16 protein-coding genes are annotated in these 15568 nt (G+C 67.3%); 6 read left to right on the forward strand and 10 right to left on the reverse strand.

Translation table 11 applies throughout. The features are described 5' to 3' along the window. Window positions 1–12 precede the first annotated feature (12 nt). Window positions 13–768, forward strand: a complete 756-nt coding sequence (locus ACTIFJ_RS12320) for a ThuA domain-containing protein (protein WP_439534407.1) — start codon at window positions 13–15, stop codon at window positions 766–768. On the opposite strand, the gene ACTIFJ_RS12325 is transcribed toward ACTIFJ_RS12320, so the two are convergent. The 9 genes from ACTIFJ_RS12325 to ACTIFJ_RS12365 all read right to left on the reverse strand — a co-directional run bounded on the left by ACTIFJ_RS12325 (window position 761) and on the right by ACTIFJ_RS12365 (window position 8872). Further along, on the reverse strand, window positions 761–2299 hold the full coding sequence (locus ACTIFJ_RS12325; RefSeq protein ID WP_439534408.1) for a fatty acid--CoA ligase: 1539 nt from the start codon (window positions 2297–2299) through the stop codon (window positions 761–763). The two genes, ACTIFJ_RS12320 and ACTIFJ_RS12325, sit on opposite strands and share 8 nt — an antisense overlap. 18 nt (window positions 2300–2317) lie before the next feature. Further along, a complete protein-coding gene (locus ACTIFJ_RS12330; protein ID WP_439534409.1) occupies window positions 2318–3736 on the reverse strand; it encodes a dihydrolipoamide acetyltransferase family protein in 1419 nt (472 codons plus the stop codon). Continuing rightward, on the reverse strand, window positions 3733–4758 hold the full coding sequence (locus ACTIFJ_RS12335; RefSeq protein WP_439534410.1) for an alpha-ketoacid dehydrogenase subunit beta: 1026 nt from the start codon (window positions 4756–4758) through the stop codon (window positions 3733–3735). The genes ACTIFJ_RS12330 and ACTIFJ_RS12335 overlap by 4 nt, the downstream gene beginning before the upstream one ends. A 14-nt stretch (window positions 4759–4772) precedes the next feature. Beyond that, on the reverse strand, window positions 4773–5744 hold the full coding sequence (locus tag ACTIFJ_RS12340) for a thiamine pyrophosphate-dependent dehydrogenase E1 component subunit alpha (RefSeq protein ID WP_439534411.1): 972 nt from the start codon (window positions 5742–5744) through the stop codon (window positions 4773–4775). 75 nt (window positions 5745–5819) lie between these two features. After that, entirely contained in the window at window positions 5820–6581 is a 762-nt protein-coding gene (locus ACTIFJ_RS12345; protein ID WP_439534412.1) for an SDR family NAD(P)-dependent oxidoreductase, read from the reverse strand. Window positions 6582–6584: 3 nt separating this feature from the next. Next, a complete protein-coding gene (locus ACTIFJ_RS12350; protein WP_439534413.1) occupies window positions 6585–6908 on the reverse strand; it encodes an NIPSNAP family protein in 324 nt (107 codons plus the stop codon). Between the two features lie 19 nt (window positions 6909–6927). Further along, window positions 6928–8124, reverse strand: coding sequence for an aromatic ring-hydroxylating oxygenase subunit alpha (locus ACTIFJ_RS12355; protein WP_439534414.1), 1197 nt, complete (start codon window positions 8122–8124; stop codon window positions 6928–6930). Beyond that, on the reverse strand, window positions 8124–8474 hold the full coding sequence (locus ACTIFJ_RS12360; protein ID WP_439534415.1) for a putative quinol monooxygenase: 351 nt from the start codon (window positions 8472–8474) through the stop codon (window positions 8124–8126). Before ACTIFJ_RS12360 ends, ACTIFJ_RS12355 begins: the two co-directional genes overlap by 1 nt. Further along, the gene (locus ACTIFJ_RS12365; RefSeq protein WP_439534416.1) at window positions 8471–8872 is read right to left on the reverse strand and encodes a nuclear transport factor 2 family protein; all 402 of its coding nucleotides are present in this window, start codon (window positions 8870–8872) and stop codon (window positions 8471–8473) included. The genes ACTIFJ_RS12360 and ACTIFJ_RS12365 overlap by 4 nt, the downstream gene beginning before the upstream one ends. Before the next feature lie 184 nt (window positions 8873–9056). Here ACTIFJ_RS12365 and ACTIFJ_RS12370 point away from each other — a divergent pair, with 184 nt between their 5' ends. Genes ACTIFJ_RS12370 through ACTIFJ_RS12385 form a run of 4 tightly spaced genes read left to right on the forward strand, consistent with a single transcriptional unit; the run spans window position 9057 to window position 13623 of the window. Further along, window positions 9057–10103, forward strand: coding sequence for an acyl-CoA dehydrogenase family protein (locus ACTIFJ_RS12370; RefSeq protein ID WP_439534417.1), 1047 nt, complete (start codon window positions 9057–9059; stop codon window positions 10101–10103). A gap of 3 nt (window positions 10104–10106) precedes the next feature. Further along, complete coding sequence (locus tag ACTIFJ_RS12375; protein WP_439534418.1) at window positions 10107–11258, forward strand: acyl-CoA dehydrogenase family protein; 1152 nt, start codon at window positions 10107–10109, stop codon at window positions 11256–11258. 3 nt (window positions 11259–11261) lie between these two features. After that, the gene (locus ACTIFJ_RS12380; RefSeq protein WP_439534419.1) at window positions 11262–11999 is read left to right on the forward strand and encodes a class II aldolase/adducin family protein; all 738 of its coding nucleotides are present in this window, start codon (window positions 11262–11264) and stop codon (window positions 11997–11999) included. Next, window positions 11989–13623 carry a GMC family oxidoreductase gene (locus ACTIFJ_RS12385; protein ID WP_439534420.1) on the forward strand — a complete coding sequence of 545 codons (1635 nt, stop codon included), beginning with the start codon at window positions 11989–11991 and terminating at the stop codon, window positions 13621–13623. The genes ACTIFJ_RS12380 and ACTIFJ_RS12385 overlap by 11 nt, the downstream gene beginning before the upstream one ends. 150 nt (window positions 13624–13773) lie before the next feature. On the opposite strand, the gene ACTIFJ_RS12390 is transcribed toward ACTIFJ_RS12385, so the two are convergent. Then, window positions 13774–14541: a TetR/AcrR family transcriptional regulator gene (locus ACTIFJ_RS12390; RefSeq protein WP_439534421.1), complete on the reverse strand. Its 768-nt coding sequence runs from the start codon at window positions 14539–14541 to the stop codon at window positions 13774–13776. Window positions 14542–14651: 110 nt separating this feature from the next. On the opposite strand from ACTIFJ_RS12390, the gene ACTIFJ_RS12395 reads away from it, so the two are divergent. Further along, window positions 14652–15431 (forward strand): SDR family oxidoreductase, encoded by a 780-nt coding sequence (locus tag ACTIFJ_RS12395; protein ID WP_439534422.1) that lies wholly within the window; start codon window positions 14652–14654, stop codon window positions 15429–15431. Window positions 15432–15568 lie beyond the last annotated feature (137 nt).

A 15568-nucleotide genomic window follows, 5' to 3' on the forward strand; every position in this document is an offset into this window, starting at 1 on the left:
GGAGAGACGGGCATGAGCGACAACAGGCGGCGCATCGATGTCGTGCTGGTGGCCGGCGGCAAATGGCATGATATCGATTTCGCCCGGCTCGAACTGCTGAAGCTGCTGGCCGAAGACGAAAATGTCCGGGTCCGAGTCTTCGAGGATTATCAGGCGATCGAGGCCATCGAGGCCGCCGACCTGCTGGTCAGCTACACCTGCGACGTCACCCCGTCGCTCGATGTGCAGGAGCGGCTGCGCGCCTGGGTGGCCGGCGGCCGGCGCTGGATGGCGCTGCACGGCTGCAACTCGGTGCTGCGCTTCCTCGACAACGGCAAGGTCGATGCGCCGGACTGGGCGCCGCACTTCATGGAAACGCTGGGCACCGCCTTCGTCGCCCATCCGCCGGTCGGCCCGTTCCGGGTCGAGATCACCGCGCCCGACCATCCGCTCGTCGCCGGCCTCGCGGCGTTCGAACCGCAGGACGACGAGCTCTACCTCTCCCGCCCGACCGCCCCGATCGAAACGCTGCTGCATGTCGATTTCGCCGGCGAGGCCCCGGCCTTCACTGTCTCGCACTGGGAGGACTCGCGGCAGCCGCTGATGTACCTGCGCAGCATCGGCGAGGGCGCCGTGCTCTACAATGCGCTCGGCCATTGCCGGGGCCACCACGACATGCACCCGAAGCTCGACTGGTTCCCCACCGTCCAGCGCGGCGCCTGGGCCTGCCCGGAATATTATGAGCTGCTGCGCCGGGGTCTGGGCTGGGCGAAGTCGGCGATTAATTGACCTTGCGGTCGTAGCCCGCCCAATAAGGTGCGCGCAATTCCCGACGCAATACTTTGCCTGTTGGACCACGCGGCAACGCCTCAGCGATGTCGATGGTCTTGGGCAGCTTGTAGCCGGCGATGTGAGAGCGCGCCCAGGCAATCACCGCGTTGGCGTTGATCGAAGCACCGGCACGCGGCACGACGATGGCCTTCACCGCCTCCCCCCATTGCTCGGACGGGATACCGATGACGGCCACTTCGGCGATGCCCGGATAAGCCGACAGCGCCGCCTCGACCTCGGCCGGATAGATGTTCTCGCCACCGGAAACGATCATGTCCTTCACCCGGTCCTGGATGAACAGATAGCCCTTGCTGTCGAGGAAGCCGGCATCGCCGGTAAGGAACCAGCCATCAGGCGTCATTGCCTCGGCGGTCGCCTCGGGGCGATTCCAATAGCCGTTCATCAGCACCGGCGCGCGCACCGCCAGCTCGCCACTTTCGCCCGACGACAGCACCTTGCCGGTCTCGTCCTGGATGCGCAATTCGACGCCCGGTAGCGGCCGACCGGCGGACGTCATCCGAATGTTGCCGGCCGGATCATGGTCCTCGGGGGCCAGCGCGCAGATGGTGCCCGATGTCTCGGTCATCCCGTACATCTGCACGAACCCGCAGCGGAACAGCGCCATCGCCTCGCGCAACAGGCTCAACGGGATCGGCGAAGCGCCGTAAAGAATGGTTCGGATGCGCGAATAGTCGATCCCCTTTGCATCGGGATGGTCGATCAGCATCCGAAGCGCCGCGGGAACGAGAAAGATCTTGCTCAGCCGCTCGTTGGCGATGGCGGCGAGCACCTTGCCCACATCGAACTCGCTGGCCACGAGCCCTGTTGCGCCGGCCGCCAGCGTCTGGATACCGAAGCCGGTGCCGCCGATATGAAACACCGGCAACACGATCAGGCTGACGTCATCATCGGTGAACCGGTTCCACTCCGGCTGCTCGTCGACAGGCAGCGTGCGGAAGTGAAGCAGGCTGCGGTGGCTGAGCATCGCCCCCTTCGGCCGCCCGGTGGTCCCCGAGGTATAGAGCTGCACGGCCACGTCATCGGGATCGACCGCGGTCATCGGGTCACGCAGCGGCCGGGCATCGCGCCAGGCCGGATAGTCGCGCGCATGGATAATCGTGGCACCGGTATCGAGCGCGCTAAGCCGCTCGGCAAAGCCCTCGGCAGCAACGACCCAGCGCAGCCCGGCGTCCGCGATGATCCACGCGACCTCCGCATCGGCCAGCCGCCAGTTGAGCGGCACCATCACCAGACCGGCCTTGGCGGCGCCGAACAGCAACTCGAAATACAGCGGGTCGTTCTTGCCGATATAGGCGATCCGTTCCCCGGGCTTCAGGCCCTCGGCGATCAGCCCGGCGGCGACCCGGCTGGCGGCGTCATCGAGCGCCCGGTAGCTGGTATCGACGCCGCCGAACCGCAGCGCCACCTTGTCCCCGTATCGCCCGGCCAGCGCCCGGGACAGGTCACCGAGCGTCTTCTCGTTGCTCATCGGGCAATCATTCGGCGCTCATCGGGTCAGGTCTTCCGGGGTTTCGATCAGGCGTGTCAGTTCAGCCAAAAAGCGCGCGCCGACCGCGCCGTCAATGGCCCGATGATCGACCGACAGCGAAAGTGCAATGGTCGATCCCATGCCGATCGCATGATTATGGATGAACGTCCGTTCGGTCGCCGCGCCGACCGCCAGGATAGCCCCCTGCGGCGGGTTGATGATCGCATCGAACTGCTCGATCCCGAACATGCCGAGATTGGAAATCGAAAAGCTGCCGCCCTGAAACTCCCCGGCCTCGAGCTTGCCGGCCCGCGCCCGCGCCGCCAGCTGCCGCACCTCGGCCGAAATAGCGGCAACGGTCTTGGTCTCGGCAGCGCGGACGATCGGAGTCAGCAAGCCCTTGTCGGTGGCGACCGCCACGGCAATGTCGGCATGCGGAAAGCGGTGGATCTCGTCGCCATGCACCTGGACATTGATGTCCGGATGCGCGGCCAGCGCCAGCGCACAGGCGCGTATCAGATAATCATTGATCGACGGCGCCTCGCCGGTCGCCCGTTTGGCCTGCGCCCGCAACGCCATCAGCGCATCGATCCGAACATTGTGGCGCAGATAGAAATGCGGAATCGTGCTCTTGGACAGCGACAGCTGCCGGGCAATCGCCTTGCGCATCCCGGACATGCGAATGACCTCGACACCCTGCGCCGCAACAGGCGCCGGCGCCGCAGCCGGCACTTCAGCCTCAACCCGCGCCAACACATCGGCCTTGCTGATCCGCCCGCGCGGCCCGGTGCCGGTCAGGCCCGTCAGGTCGACGCCATGCTGCACGGCCAGCCGCCGCGCCAGCGGCGAGGCATGGACACCTTCGAGCCCGCCCGTCGTCGGCATGATCGACACCGGCGCCCCGCCAACCGGCAGTGCCGGCGGCGCGGCGGCCTGAGCCACGTCCTGATAGGTGATCCGCCCTGCCCGGCCGCTGCCGGCGAGTGTGGAGACATCGACGCCGGCACTCCCGGCCAACGCGCGGGCGGCCGGGCTGATTGCCATGTCGTCGGGAATAGCCCTCGTCACCGGCGCCGGTGCCGAAACGGCAGCATCCGAAACTGGCGGCGGGGCCGCCGGCGCTTCCTTGGCGGCGCCACCCGGCCGGAAGCCCGCCACAAAAGCATCGATCGCAGCCGCATCGAGCGCCGCGCCCGGATCGCCAAACACCGCCAGCAGCGCCCCAACCGGCCGTGTCTCGCCAGCCGGCACCAGGATGCGGGCCAGCGTCGCCGGGAATTCGGCCTCATATTCGTTGGTGATCTTGTCGGTCTCGATCAGCGTCACGACATCGCCGCGCGCGAATTCGGCGCCCTCGGCGACCATCCATTCGCCGATGGTCCCCTCGGTCATCTCGATACCCCATTTGGGCATGGTGAAGGCGCGCAGCCCGCTCATCGCGGCGCCCGCCCGCGGTAGCCGAGCACGTCGCGCACCGCTGCCTCCACCCGCGCCGCATCGGGCAGCCAGGCGCGCTCCAGCTCGACCGAGAAGGGCGTCGGCGTGTGCGGCGGCGTCACCATACGGATCGGCGCCCGCAGCGCGGCAAAACCCTTGTCGGCGACCAGCGCGCTGATATCGCCCGCCAGCCCGCAGCGCGCCGTGCTCTCGTCGAGCACGACCAGCCGCCCGGTCAGCTCGACGGAGTCGAGGATCGCCTCCTCGTCGATCGGGCTGGTGGTCCGCAGGTCGAGCACATCGCAGCCAATGCCGTCGGCGGCCAGCGCGTCAGCCGCCGCCGCCGCCACCCCGACCATCTGGCCGCACGTGACGATGGTCACGTCACTGCCCTCGCGCACCGAACGCGCCTGGCCGAACGGGATCAGATATTCCTCTTCCGGCACCTCTTCGCGCGAGGCGTAAAGCGCCTTGGGCTCGAAGAACAGCACCGGATCATCGTCGCGGATCGCCTGGGTCAGCAGGCCCTTGGCCTCGGCAGCGCTGGACGGGATCACCACCTTGATGCCGGGTATCGCCGTCATCATTGCATAGGCCGCCTGGCTGTGCTGCGGCCCGGCGTTGCGCCCGGCGCCATAGGCAATGCGGATCACCAGAGGGCAGCGGCTCTTGCCGCCGAACATGTAGCGGAATTTCGCGGTCTGGTTCCAGATCTGGTCGAGGCAGACGCCGATGAAGTCGGCGAACATCAGCTCCGCGACCGGGCGCTTGCCGGTCAGCGCCGCACCGGCCGCCGCGCCGATGATCGCCGCCTCGGAGATGGGGGTATCGATCACCCGCCCGGCGCCGAACCGGTCATAGAGCCCGGCCGTGGTCTTCCAGATGCCGCCGATCGCCTCCGGCCCGCCGGCGGTGCCCATGCCGCCGACAATATCCTCGCCCAGCACGATGACATTATCATCCCGCGCCATTTCCTGGTGCAGGGTGAGATTGATCGCCTCGCGCAGCTGCATGATCGCCATTGTCGTGCGCCTTTTCAGTAATCGATATAAACGTCGGTCAGCACATCGGCCGCCGTCGCACGGGGGGCAGCGCGGGCCTCGTCGACAGCCTCGTCGATCAGCGCCAGCACCTCGGCATCGATGGCATCGAGGTCGGTAACGTCGATCAACTTGGCCTCCTCGACCCGGCTGCGGAAGGCAAGCAGGCAGTCCCGCTCGGCGCGCAACCGATCGAGCTCGCCCGGCCCGCGATACCGCTGCGGGTCGCCCTCGAAATGGCCGAAGAACCGCTCGGTATCGAGCTCCACCGCCGCCGGCCCATTGCCGGCGCGAACATGCTCGAGCACGTCGCGCATCGTCTCGTAGACCGCAAAGAAATCGCAGCCATTGGCCCGCCACACCTTCATGCCAAAGGCCTCGGCACGACTGGCAATGTCGCCGGCGGTGCCGACCGCATAGTCGACACCGGTATGCTCGGAATAATGGTTGTTCTCGAACAGGAAGATGCACGGCACCTTCAAGACCACAGCCATGTTCATCGCCTCGAACGTCGTGCCCTGGTTGCAGGCGCCGTCACCCGAGAAGGCGATCGCAACCTCTCCCTTGCCATTGAGCTTGGCGGTGATCGCCGCCCCCACCGCGATCGGCGCCCCGGCACCGACAATGCCATTGGCGCCCAGCATCCCCTTGCCGACATCGGCAATGTGCATCGAGCCGCCCTTGCCCTTGCACAGGCCCTCGCTGCTGCCATAGATTTCCTTCATCATCCCCTTCACATCGCAGCCCTTGGCGATGCAATGGCCATGGCCGCGGTGCGTGGAGATGATGGTGTCGCCGTCGCTCAGATGCTCGCACACCCCCACGGCAGCCGCTTCCTGCCCCGAATAGAGATGGGTGAAGCCGGCGATCTCGCCCTTCTGGATTTCGTTGTGAAGGCGCTCCTCGAATTCGCGTATCACCTTCATCTGGCGGTACGCGCCGAGGATCTGCTCGCGGCTCAGTTGCATCGACCGTTCCTCCTGCTCAGCGCCACGGGTTTACCGTGGCACCGGCATGGCTGCAATTGAAATGTAGCACGCGCATCAAAACTGGATGCGCTTGGTCATGGCCCCGTCGATGACAAGATTGGTGCCGCTGATGAAGCCGACCACCGGGCTGCACAGGAAAACGATCGCCGCCGCCACTTCCTCGGGCTTGCCCAGCCGGCCGGCAGGCACCTTGGCAACCGTAGCGTCATACATTTCCGGCCGACCCTGCTTGATCTTGTCCCACGAGCCCTCGTCGATGAAGATCGGGCCGGGCGACACGGTGTTGACCCGGATACCCTGCGGCGCCAGCCGCTGCGCCAGCGCGCCGGCATGATGGGTGATCGCCGCCTTCATCGCTGCATAGGGCTGCGGCCCGAACGCCGGCTCGATCGAGACATTGGTGCCGACAACGATGATCGACGCCGCCTCGGACTTTTCCAGATAGGGCACGGCGGCGTTGATCCCCCGCCAGGTGCCCATCAGGTCGATCTCGAAGGCGTTCTTCCAGCTGTCCTCGGATGCCGGCGGCCCGCCCGCCGAGGCGAAGGAAATGAAGATATCGCAGCCGCCGAGCGCCGCCGCAGCCTCATCGACCCAGGCGCGATAGGCCGCCGGATCGGACAAATCGACACTGGCACCCAGCACCTTGCCGCCATGCGCCGACAGCGCCGCGCTGGTGGCATCGATCGACCCCTGGTCACGCGCGCAAAAGGCGATGTCGACGCCCTCGGCGGCGAGCGCCTCGGCGGTGTAGCGGCCGATGCCCTTGCTGGCGCCGGCGAGAATGGCCTTCAGGCCCTTGAGCTTCAGATCCATGGTTTAGCCTTTTTGCTGGAGGATGCGGCCGGCACGCGCGTCCATGAAGACGAGCGTTTCGGTTTCGACATAGGTGTCGAGAAGAACGCGGATTTCCGGATAGTCGGGATGGCCGCGGAAGATCGCATAGGTGGTGTCGAAATCGGCAAGCGAGTCCATTTCCCACAGGTCGACGATGGTGTTGAGCCGCCCGGTCCGCTGGACGAAGCACCCGACCAGCCGCCAGGTGCCGCTCTCCATGATCGGGAAGATCCGGGTCTGCAACAGCTCGAGCATCGCCGGCAGATGGCCGGGCTGAATGGTGATTTCCGCCTTCATATACTGCATCTGTGGCCCTTTCCGGCGGTCAACGCTTGTTGGACATGATCCGGTTGAGGTTGCGGTGCCAGTGCTGCAACGCGATCTCGTTACGGCCGAGCACGGTCTGATAGCCTTCCGGCGCCCAAGTCAGATTCTGCTGGCCGTCCCGGGACACCGAATAATCCTCCTCGGTAACCACACGCTGGATGAAATCATGCATCTCGGACCAGCGGGCGATGTCGATCTCGGTGCCGGCATGGGCCGGCTGATAGGTCGAGAGCAGGGTCCGCGAACTATCGACCGTATCGCCGGGAAACACCCGCGACACGCCGTAGAATTGCCCCACCCCGGCAATCGAATTGACGTTGATCACCATGTTCGGGAAGATGTTGTAAAGCCCGCCATAATTGGTGTGCGGCCAGTCGCTCTCGTCGCGCTCGGCATAGTCCATGAATTCGCCGCGCGGGAACGCCAGCCGCGAGTGCAGGCCATAATTGTCGTAGATCATGATATTCGAATAGGCGAGCTGGCCGATCGTCTCGGGATGCAGCGAGGCAAAATGATAGCTCTCGCCGTAGGTATCGAGCGCATATTTCCAATTGGCCTCGCAACCGATCTCGGAACGGCGGACCGGCTCGGCCTTGTCCAGCTCCAGATGCGCCAGTTCGCTGGCAAAATCACCGAGCCAGTCATCGACATCGATATCCGGCCGCTCGCCGCTCAGCTGGACGAAGATCAGCCCATAGCGCTCGGCCACCGGCACCGGGATCAAGCCAAGGTCGCTGCGGTCGATCCCCTCAAAGCCTTCCTTGCCGGGCTGTCCGATCAGCTTGCCGTCGAGATCGAAGGTCCAGGCATGGAAGCGGCAGGTCATCCGCGTGCGGCGCGAGCAATCTGTCACCACCTTTGCGCCGCGATGCGGGCAGAGATTGCGAAAGGCATTTACGACTCCGGCCTTGTTGCGGACCAGCAGCAGCGACGGGCCGAGCACGTCGAACAGCATCATGTCGCCGGGCTCGGGAATGTCGCGGCTCAGCCCGGCCACCACCGGATGGCCGTGAAAAATCGCCAGCCGCTCCTGCCGCGCGTAATCGGGGTCGGTATAGACGGCCGGGTCGATCCGCATCGGCGCCGCATCGAGATCGGTGGTCTTCGACCGCATCCGCTCGAGCGTCCGGCGGCGCAGCGCATAATGCGACTCCCGCCGCAGCACCTCCATCGCCGGATCGGCCGCGCTACCCATCAGCCAGCGGCCGTGAAGAAGTCGGCGCGCGGCGTCCCGGTCTCGTCATAGATCGGCTCTTCGAGGTCGACGCGGAACTTGCGGCTACGCGACACGATCGGCCCGGCCGAGCGCAAATGCGTGCGCATCTCGGTATAATTGGGCAAGGTGAAGTGATGCGCCAGCGACGCCTCGTCCACCCAGCGCTCGAAGACATGAACGCGGCCCGGGTGCAGCGGATCGAGCGCCCAGCTATAGGCCTCGCAGCCCGGCTCTTCGAGCGAAGCCTCGATCAGCTCGCGGGCGCCGAGGATGATCCGCTCGGCATGCGCGGGGTCGAGGTCCATGGTTGCGGTGATCAGGATGGTCACAATTTCATCTCCCTGGAAGCGAAGCTGCGCTCGGCAAAGCGCCAGCCGTCGGCGGTGCGGATGGCGCGGTCATTGTACAGGCCCGATTGCAGGCGCGGCGGCCCGCCGGCCGGCATCAGATATTCGAACGTGTGGGTCAGCATCACCGCGGTGTCGCCGGAAATCTCGATGCGGCCGGGAAAGGCGCTGAACCAGACCGAGTCGAACCCGGCCATCGCCCGGGTCCAGGTGGCGACGATCGCCTCGCGTCCCTCGATCTCGCCACCGCGAAAACGCCAGGTCGCGTCGTCGGACCAGGTCGCGCCCCAGGCCATGGCGTCCTTGTGGATCACCGCGTCGCTGTAGCGATCGATCAGCTCACGCAAGGCCAGCCTGTCCTCGATCGGACCGGAAAACATGATAATCGGCACTCCACCCATGCGCTCAGCGGCAACGTTGGGCGGATGGTAGACAAGGCGGCGCGGTTTGTGAACGGATAAAACAGATACGCGCACTAAAAAATCATGCCCGCCCTTCTTGCTTATGTGAATACGCGCTATATGTTTTGACGTCGCTGCGGTGCGGCCCCATGGGAGAAACAGGTTGGACCTCAGCTACTCGGATGAGCATCGACAATTTGCCGATGGGCTCGAGCGCTTCCTGTCCAAAAGCCATTCCTATGAGCATCGCCGCGCGCTGGTGACGGCCCGCACCGCGTCGGACCCGGCCATCTGGCAGCAGCTGGCCGAATTCGGCTGCTTCGGGCTGGCGGTGCCGGAGGCGAAGGGCGGCTTCGGCGGCGACACCGTCAGCATCGGGCTGATGGCCCGCGCGCTCGGGCGTCATCTGGTCGTCGAGCCGGTGCTGCCGGCCGTGCTCGCCGGCGTGCTGCTGGCCGGCACGCGCGGCGCCGAGGGTCATATCGAAGCGCTTGCCAGCGGCGAACGGCGGTTTGCCGTGGCCGATCGGTCGGCGCGCGCCGTCGCCGGCGGCATGGCGGCCGACCATCTGCTCATCGTTGCGGACGACGCGCTGTCGATCGCCGATGCGAGCGATCCCGATCGGACACCGGTGCCAATGCTCGACGACAGCCTCGCCGCCGATATCGACCTCACGACCGCGCGCCCTGAGCCGCTGGCCCTCGCCGATGACTGGCCGCAGCAGCGCGCCGCCGCCAGGACAGTCGACGCGCTGTTTCGCGGCTGGCAGGCACTCGGCTGCCTCGAAGGCGCCGTCGATGCCACCGCTGCCTATATGCGGGACCGGGTCCAGTTCGGCCGCCCGCTCGGCAGTTTGCAGGTCGTCCAGCACCGCGTCGCCGAGATGGTCGTCGCCGCCAAGGAAGCCGAGATGGTCGCGCTGCTCGCCGCGCTGACCGTCGAGGCCGTCGGCCCCGGTGCCGCCAGCGGCCGCGCCGTAATTACCATGACCGCGCGCATCGCCGCCGCCGCCGGCCTCGTCGCCGACAGCGCCGTCCAGCTCCACGGCGGCATGGGCGTCTCGGACGAGCTCGATATCGCCGCCCGCTTCCGCCATCTCCAGGCCTATCGGCTGCGCGCCGCCGCCCATGACGACCCCGCCTCAGCCTATGCCGAGACCGTGGTCGCCAGCCGCGCCCATCACCGCAGCGCCGTGCTGATCGAGGCCTGAGCGATGGACCTGCTTCTCGATGCCCCGTTGCAGGCCTTTCGCGCGGAGGTCCGCGCCTTCATCGCCGCCGAACTGACCGATGCCATGCGCGCCGGCCAGGCCGCCACCATCGGCGTCTATCCCGAGCCCGAGGTCGCGCTGGCCTGGCAGCGCAAGCTGGCGGCGCGCGGCTGGGCGGCGCCGTCCTGGCCGCACGCGCAGGGCGGCACCGGCTGGACCTCGACCCAGCGCTTCATCTTCGAGCATGAGTGCGCGCTGGCCGGCGCCCCGATCGTCTATCCGATTGGCATCAGGCTGGCCGGCCCGGTGATCATCGCCTTCGGCAGCGACGAACAGCGCCAGCGCTGGCTGCCGCCGATGCTGGCCGGCGACGATTACTGGTGCCAGGGCTTCTCGGAGCCCGGCGCCGGGTCCGATCTCGGCGCGCTGGCGACCAAAGCCACCCGCGACGGCGACGATTATGTCATCTCGGGCTCCAAGATCTGGACCACCCACGCCCACCACGCCAATCTGATGTTCGCGCTGGTCCGCACCGCCGACACGCCGCGCCGCCAGGATGGCATCAGCTTCGTCGCCATCGAGCTCGACCGCCCCGGCATCGAGATTCGCCCGATCATCTCGATCGGCGGCGACCATGACGTCAACCAGGTGTTCTTTGACGATGTCCGCATCCCCGCCGCCAACTTGATCGGCGAGGAAAACCAGGGCTGGCGCTATGCCAAGTACCTGCTCGAACTCGAACGCGGCAACGGCCTGTTCAGCGGCCGGCTGCGCGCCTCGATGAAGCGCGTGGAAGCCGCCCTGCCCTCGCCCCCCGATGCAGCCCAGCGCCGCCGCATCGCCGAGGTGGCGATGGAGCTGGACGCCTTCGAGATGCTCGAACTGGCCACCATCGGCACCCTGCCCAGCGGTTCGCCGCCGGGGCCGCTGTCCTCGGTCCTCAAGCTGCGCGCCAGCCGGCTCAAGCAGGCGGTGGCGGCGCTCGGCGTCACGCTGCTAGGCGAGGCCGCGCTGCGGCGCCCGGGCGGCACCAGCGGCGACGTGCTGGTCGCCGATTATCTCAACAGCCGCGCCGCCACCATCTTCGGCGGCGCCGCCGAGGTCCAGCTCGGCATCATCGCCCGCAGCCTCGCCGGGCTCGGACAGAAGGGATAGCCCATGGCCACCGAGGAAACCGAACAGAGCGTCCGCCGCGATCTCGCCGCCTGCTACCGGCTGGCGCATCATTACCGGATGACCGACCTCATCGCCACGCACATCTCGGCGCGGCTGCCCGGTCCCGGCCACCGCATCCTCATCAACCCGTTCGGCATGCTCTTCGATGAAGTCACTGCCAGCAACCTCGTCGAGGTCACGCTCGACGGCGAGGTGCTGACACCAGGCGGCGTCATCAACCCGGCGGGCTATCTGATTCACTCGACCATCCATGCCGCCCGCCCCGACGTGATGTGCGTCATGCACACCCACACCTCGGCCGGCGTCGCCGTCTCCGCCCAGGAGCATGGCCTGTTGCCGATCAGCCAGCAGGCACTCGTCGTCGGCAAGCGCCTCGCCTATCACGATTATGAAGGCGTGGCCCTCGTCGAAGCCGAGCGCGAGACGCTCGCCCGAGACCTTGACGACAAGGCCGTGCTGATCCTGCGCAACCACGGCCTGCTCACCGCCGGCAGCAGCGTCGGCGAGGCCTTCTGGCTGATGATGTACACCCAGCGCGCCTGTGAAATCCAGGTCGCGGCGCTGGCCGGCGGCACCCCCGTCCGCCATCTCTCGCCGGCGATGCAGGATCTCGTCCATGCCCAGGTCTATGCCGGCATCGATGGCAACCCCGCCGGCAGCCTCGACTGGATCGCCCTGCTGCGCGAAGTCGAGCGGATCGCCCCCGACTATGCCGACTGAGGGCGCAACCGGCGAGCACTGGGACTATGTGATCGTCGGAGCCGGCTCGTCGGGCTGCGTGATGGCCGACCGCCTGTCCCGCAACCCCGCCAACCGCGTGCTGCTGATCGAGGCCGGCCCCGCCGACACCAGCCCGATGATCGCCATGCCCAAGGGCATCGGCCGGCTGGTCAAGGACCCGCGCTACAGCTGGCATTATCCAGTGGCCCAACCCCGCCAGCCCGGCGCCGCAGCCACCGAGACCTGGGTGCGCGGCCGCGGCCTCGGCGGCTCCTCGTCGATCAACGGCATGATCTGGACCCACGGCCAGCCCGAGGACTATGACGGCTGGGCCGAGGCCGCCCCCGGCTGGTCCTGGCCGGTGATGCGCGACGCCTTCCGCGCCATCGAGGACCATGAGCTCGGCCCCGGCCCGGCCCGCGGCGCCGGCGGCCCGGTGCCAATCAGCGTCGGCACATTCCGCTATCCCCTCGCCGAGGCCGCCATCCGCGCCGGCCAGCAGCTCGGCCTGCCCCGCAAGGAGGACCTCAACGACGAGGACCAGGAAGGCATCGGCTATTTCCCCCACAATATCCGCGCCGGCCGCCGGCAGAGCGCCGCCACCTGCTTCCTCAAGCCCGCCCGAAATCGCCCCAACCTCATCATCCGCACCGGCCTCGAGGTCGACCGCATCGTCTTCACCGATGGCCGCGCCACCGCCGTGCTCGCCCATGGCGCCGCCGGTCCGGTACGCTTCGGGGTCACCGTCGAGGTCATCCTGTCGGCCGGCGCCATCGCCAGCCCGGCCATCCTCCAGCGCTCCGGCATCGGCCCGGCCGACGTGCTCACCGCCGCCGGCGTCCCGGTCATCGCCGACAGCCCCCGCGTCGGCACCGGCATGCGCGATCACCTCGGCCTGTCGGTGGCGTTCCGGCTGGCCGGCGCCGACCCCGGCAACAACCACCGCTTCCGCAAGACCGGCCTCGCCGCCAGCCTGATGCGCTACGCCCTGTTCCGCAACGGCCCGATGGCCACCGGCCCCTACGAGGTCGGCGCCTTCGTCCGCTCGCACCCCGGCGCCCACCGCCCGGACCTGCAGATCTATGTCGGCGCCTTCTCCTTCGCCCGTAACCAGGACCCCAATTTCCCGGTCCAGCTCAGCAAGGTAGAGGATGCGCCAGGCCTCACCATCTACGGCCAGATGCTCCAGCTCGAATCGACCGGCACCATCGCCATCACCGCCCCCGATGCCGCCGCACCGCTGCGCATCACCCCCAACTGGCTGCAGACCGACGCCGACCAGCGCTCGGCGATCGCCATGGTCCGCTATCTCCGCCGCTTCGTCGCTCAGCAGGCCCTGGCACCGGCGCTCGGCGATGAGCTCGTCCCCGGCTCGGCCATCACCAGCGATGCCGATATCCTCGATGCCGTCCGCCGCCTGTCCCGCGCCGGCACCCACGCCACCAGCAGCTGCGCCATGGGCGGCCCGGACGCGCCGCTGGACGCCGACTGCCGGGTGCGCGGCGTCACCGGCGTCCGCGTCATCGACTGTGCGGCCATGCCGGGCCTGGTCTCGGGCAACACCAACGCACCGGCAATGGCCTTCGCCTGGGCCTGCGCCGACCGGATGGGCTGCCAGGCCTAGGCCGTAAAAGCCTCCGGCGGCTGGGGCCGCAGGCCCCAGACCCCGATTATCCGGTCGTTCCAAACACCCGGCGGCCGTCACCTCGCCAAGGCCCAATGATGGGGTCTGGGGCCAAGGCCCCAGCCGCCGGAGGCATCTCCTCTGATCGCGCTAAAGCGTGCTGCTCGCCGCCTTGGCCGGATCATAGACCGGTTTGGGAAACTCCGGCAGATGCCCGGTCCGGCGGATCGCCTGCGCCATGGCAATCGCTTCGTCACGATAGACGCCCACCGTCACCCCGGCGGTATGCGACAGCACCGACAGGATCAGACGCGGGACATAATCCTCGTCGGACAGCCGCCCCACGGCCCAGTCGTTGATGATCGAATACTCCAGATTGGCGAAATCGCCGGCCGCTTCCTCCACGTCCACCCATGGCTCCAGCGCCCCCTCCCGGGCCAACCGGTCGAGCCATTGGCGCAGGTTGCGAAACGCCATGCCGCGCAGCGCATTCCAGATATCCTCGCTGATCGTCGGCGAGAAATAGAGCGAAACAACCGCCTTGGTATAGTTGCGCGCCTTGAGGTTGCGCGTGTTGACCGAGATCAGCCGGTCGACAATGCCCTCCAGCGTATCGGCCGACGTCCGGTAGCGCATATGACGATTCACGTCCTCATACGCCTCGCTGATCGCCAGCGCGATCAGCCGGTCCTTGCCCTGAAAGGCATTGTACAACGTGCGCTGGGCGACATCGGCATTGCGGCAGAGCGTGCGGATGCTGAAGTTGTCGATGCCGTCCTGGGCGATCATCCGCCGCGCCTCGGCAAGGATCCGCTTGCGACGTTCCTGGATCGGCACGCTCGAGTAAACCGGCTCGCTTTCAGGATTGGCACTGAGAACCGATTTGGCTGATTGCGCGGCAAAGGCGCTTGCAGACATACGCGTTATGCTTTCTGCTGATTATGAATTCCACTATGGCCAGAAGCCACGCCGGGTTCAAGCATCATCGCGCCCGGATCGAAGCACCGGACAGCAGGAGAGAAGCAGGCATGGGACGGGTTGAAGGCAAGACAGCCGTGGTGACAGGCGCCGCCAACGGGCTCGGTGCCGCGGATGCGCGTATCCTCGCCCGGGAAGGCGCCCGCGTCGTCCTCACCGACGTCGACACCGCCGCCGGCGAAGCCCTGGCCCGCGAGATCGGCCCCGCCGCACGCTTCGTCGCCCAGGATGTCCGGGACGAAGCCGGATGGGCCGCGCTGATGGCCGATGTCCACGCCACCGAAGGCCGGCTCGACATCCTCGTCAACAACGCCGGCGTCGTCCGCCCGGCAACACCCGAGGACATCACCGAGGCCGACCTCCGCTTCATCCTCGATGTCAGCATCAACGGCACCATCTGGGGCTGCAAGCATGGCATCGCCCTCATGCGCCAAGGCGGCGGCGGTTCTATCATCAACATGGCCTCGATCACCGCCATCCAGGGCCACCCGCGCTCCGCCGCCTACACCGCCGCCAAAGGCGCCGTCGACGCCTATACCCGCGCCGTCGCCGTCCACTGCGCCCAGCTCAAGCTCGGCATCCGCTGCAACGTCCTGCTGCCGGACCGGATCGACACGCCCATGGTCCGCGCCATGGCCGCCGCCACCGCAACAATGAACCCGGCACTCGCCGACAACGGCCCCGGCAAGCCCGAAAACAGCCAGGGCAGCGTCGAAGATGTCGCCAACCTCGTTCTGTTCCTGGCCTCGGACGAGTCGCGCTTCATCAGCGGCCAGTCATTCGTCATCGACAACACCGCCTCGATCACCAAGGGCCTCGTGCCGGCATAGCGGCTATCAAAGCGGGCCTCCGGCGGTAGGAAGATGCCTCCGGCGGCTGGGGCCGCAGGCCCCAGACCCCAATAATTCAGTCTCCGCACGGCGACGGCCGACGGTCCTCCGGGATCAACCCAATAATCGGGGTCTGG

The organism is Polymorphobacter sp. (assembly GCF_051860865.1).
Taxonomy (GTDB): Bacteria; Pseudomonadota; Alphaproteobacteria; order Sphingomonadales; family Sphingomonadaceae; genus Sandarakinorhabdus.

Excerpts from the sequence above, each read along its gene's own strand:
- ACTIFJ_RS12345 (WP_439534412.1), bottom strand. The coding sequence starts at position 6,581 with ATGGATCTGAAGCTCAAGGGCCTGAAGGCCATTCTCGCCGGCGCCAGC.
- ACTIFJ_RS12365 (WP_439534416.1), bottom strand. The coding sequence starts at position 8,872 with ATGTTTTCCGGTCCGATCGAGGACAGGCTGGCCTTGCGTGAGCTGATC.
- ACTIFJ_RS12335 (WP_439534410.1), bottom strand. The coding sequence starts at position 4,758 with ATGGCGATCATGCAGCTGCGCGAGGCGATCAATCTCACCCTGCACCAG.
- ACTIFJ_RS12395 (WP_439534422.1), top strand. The coding sequence starts at position 14,652 with ATGGGACGGGTTGAAGGCAAGACAGCCGTGGTGACAGGCGCCGCCAAC.
- ACTIFJ_RS12380 (WP_439534419.1), top strand. The coding sequence starts at position 11,262 with ATGGCCACCGAGGAAACCGAACAGAGCGTCCGCCGCGATCTCGCCGCC.
- ACTIFJ_RS12340 (WP_439534411.1), bottom strand. The coding sequence starts at position 5,744 with ATGCAACTGAGCCGCGAGCAGATCCTCGGCGCGTACCGCCAGATGAAG.
- ACTIFJ_RS12385 (WP_439534420.1), top strand. The coding sequence starts at position 11,989 with ATGCCGACTGAGGGCGCAACCGGCGAGCACTGGGACTATGTGATCGTC.
- ACTIFJ_RS12350 (WP_439534413.1), bottom strand. The coding sequence starts at position 6,908 with ATGCAGTATATGAAGGCGGAAATCACCATTCAGCCCGGCCATCTGCCG.
- ACTIFJ_RS12390 (WP_439534421.1), bottom strand. The coding sequence starts at position 14,541 with ATGTCTGCAAGCGCCTTTGCCGCGCAATCAGCCAAATCGGTTCTCAGT.
- ACTIFJ_RS12325 (WP_439534408.1), bottom strand. The coding sequence starts at position 2,299 with ATGAGCAACGAGAAGACGCTCGGTGACCTGTCCCGGGCGCTGGCCGGG.
- ACTIFJ_RS12320 (WP_439534407.1), top strand. The coding sequence starts at position 13 with ATGAGCGACAACAGGCGGCGCATCGATGTCGTGCTGGTGGCCGGCGGC.
- ACTIFJ_RS12330 (WP_439534409.1), bottom strand. The coding sequence starts at position 3,736 with ATGAGCGGGCTGCGCGCCTTCACCATGCCCAAATGGGGTATCGAGATG.
- ACTIFJ_RS12355 (WP_439534414.1), bottom strand. The coding sequence starts at position 8,124 with ATGGGTAGCGCGGCCGATCCGGCGATGGAGGTGCTGCGGCGGGAGTCG.
- ACTIFJ_RS12375 (WP_439534418.1), top strand. The coding sequence starts at position 10,107 with ATGGACCTGCTTCTCGATGCCCCGTTGCAGGCCTTTCGCGCGGAGGTC.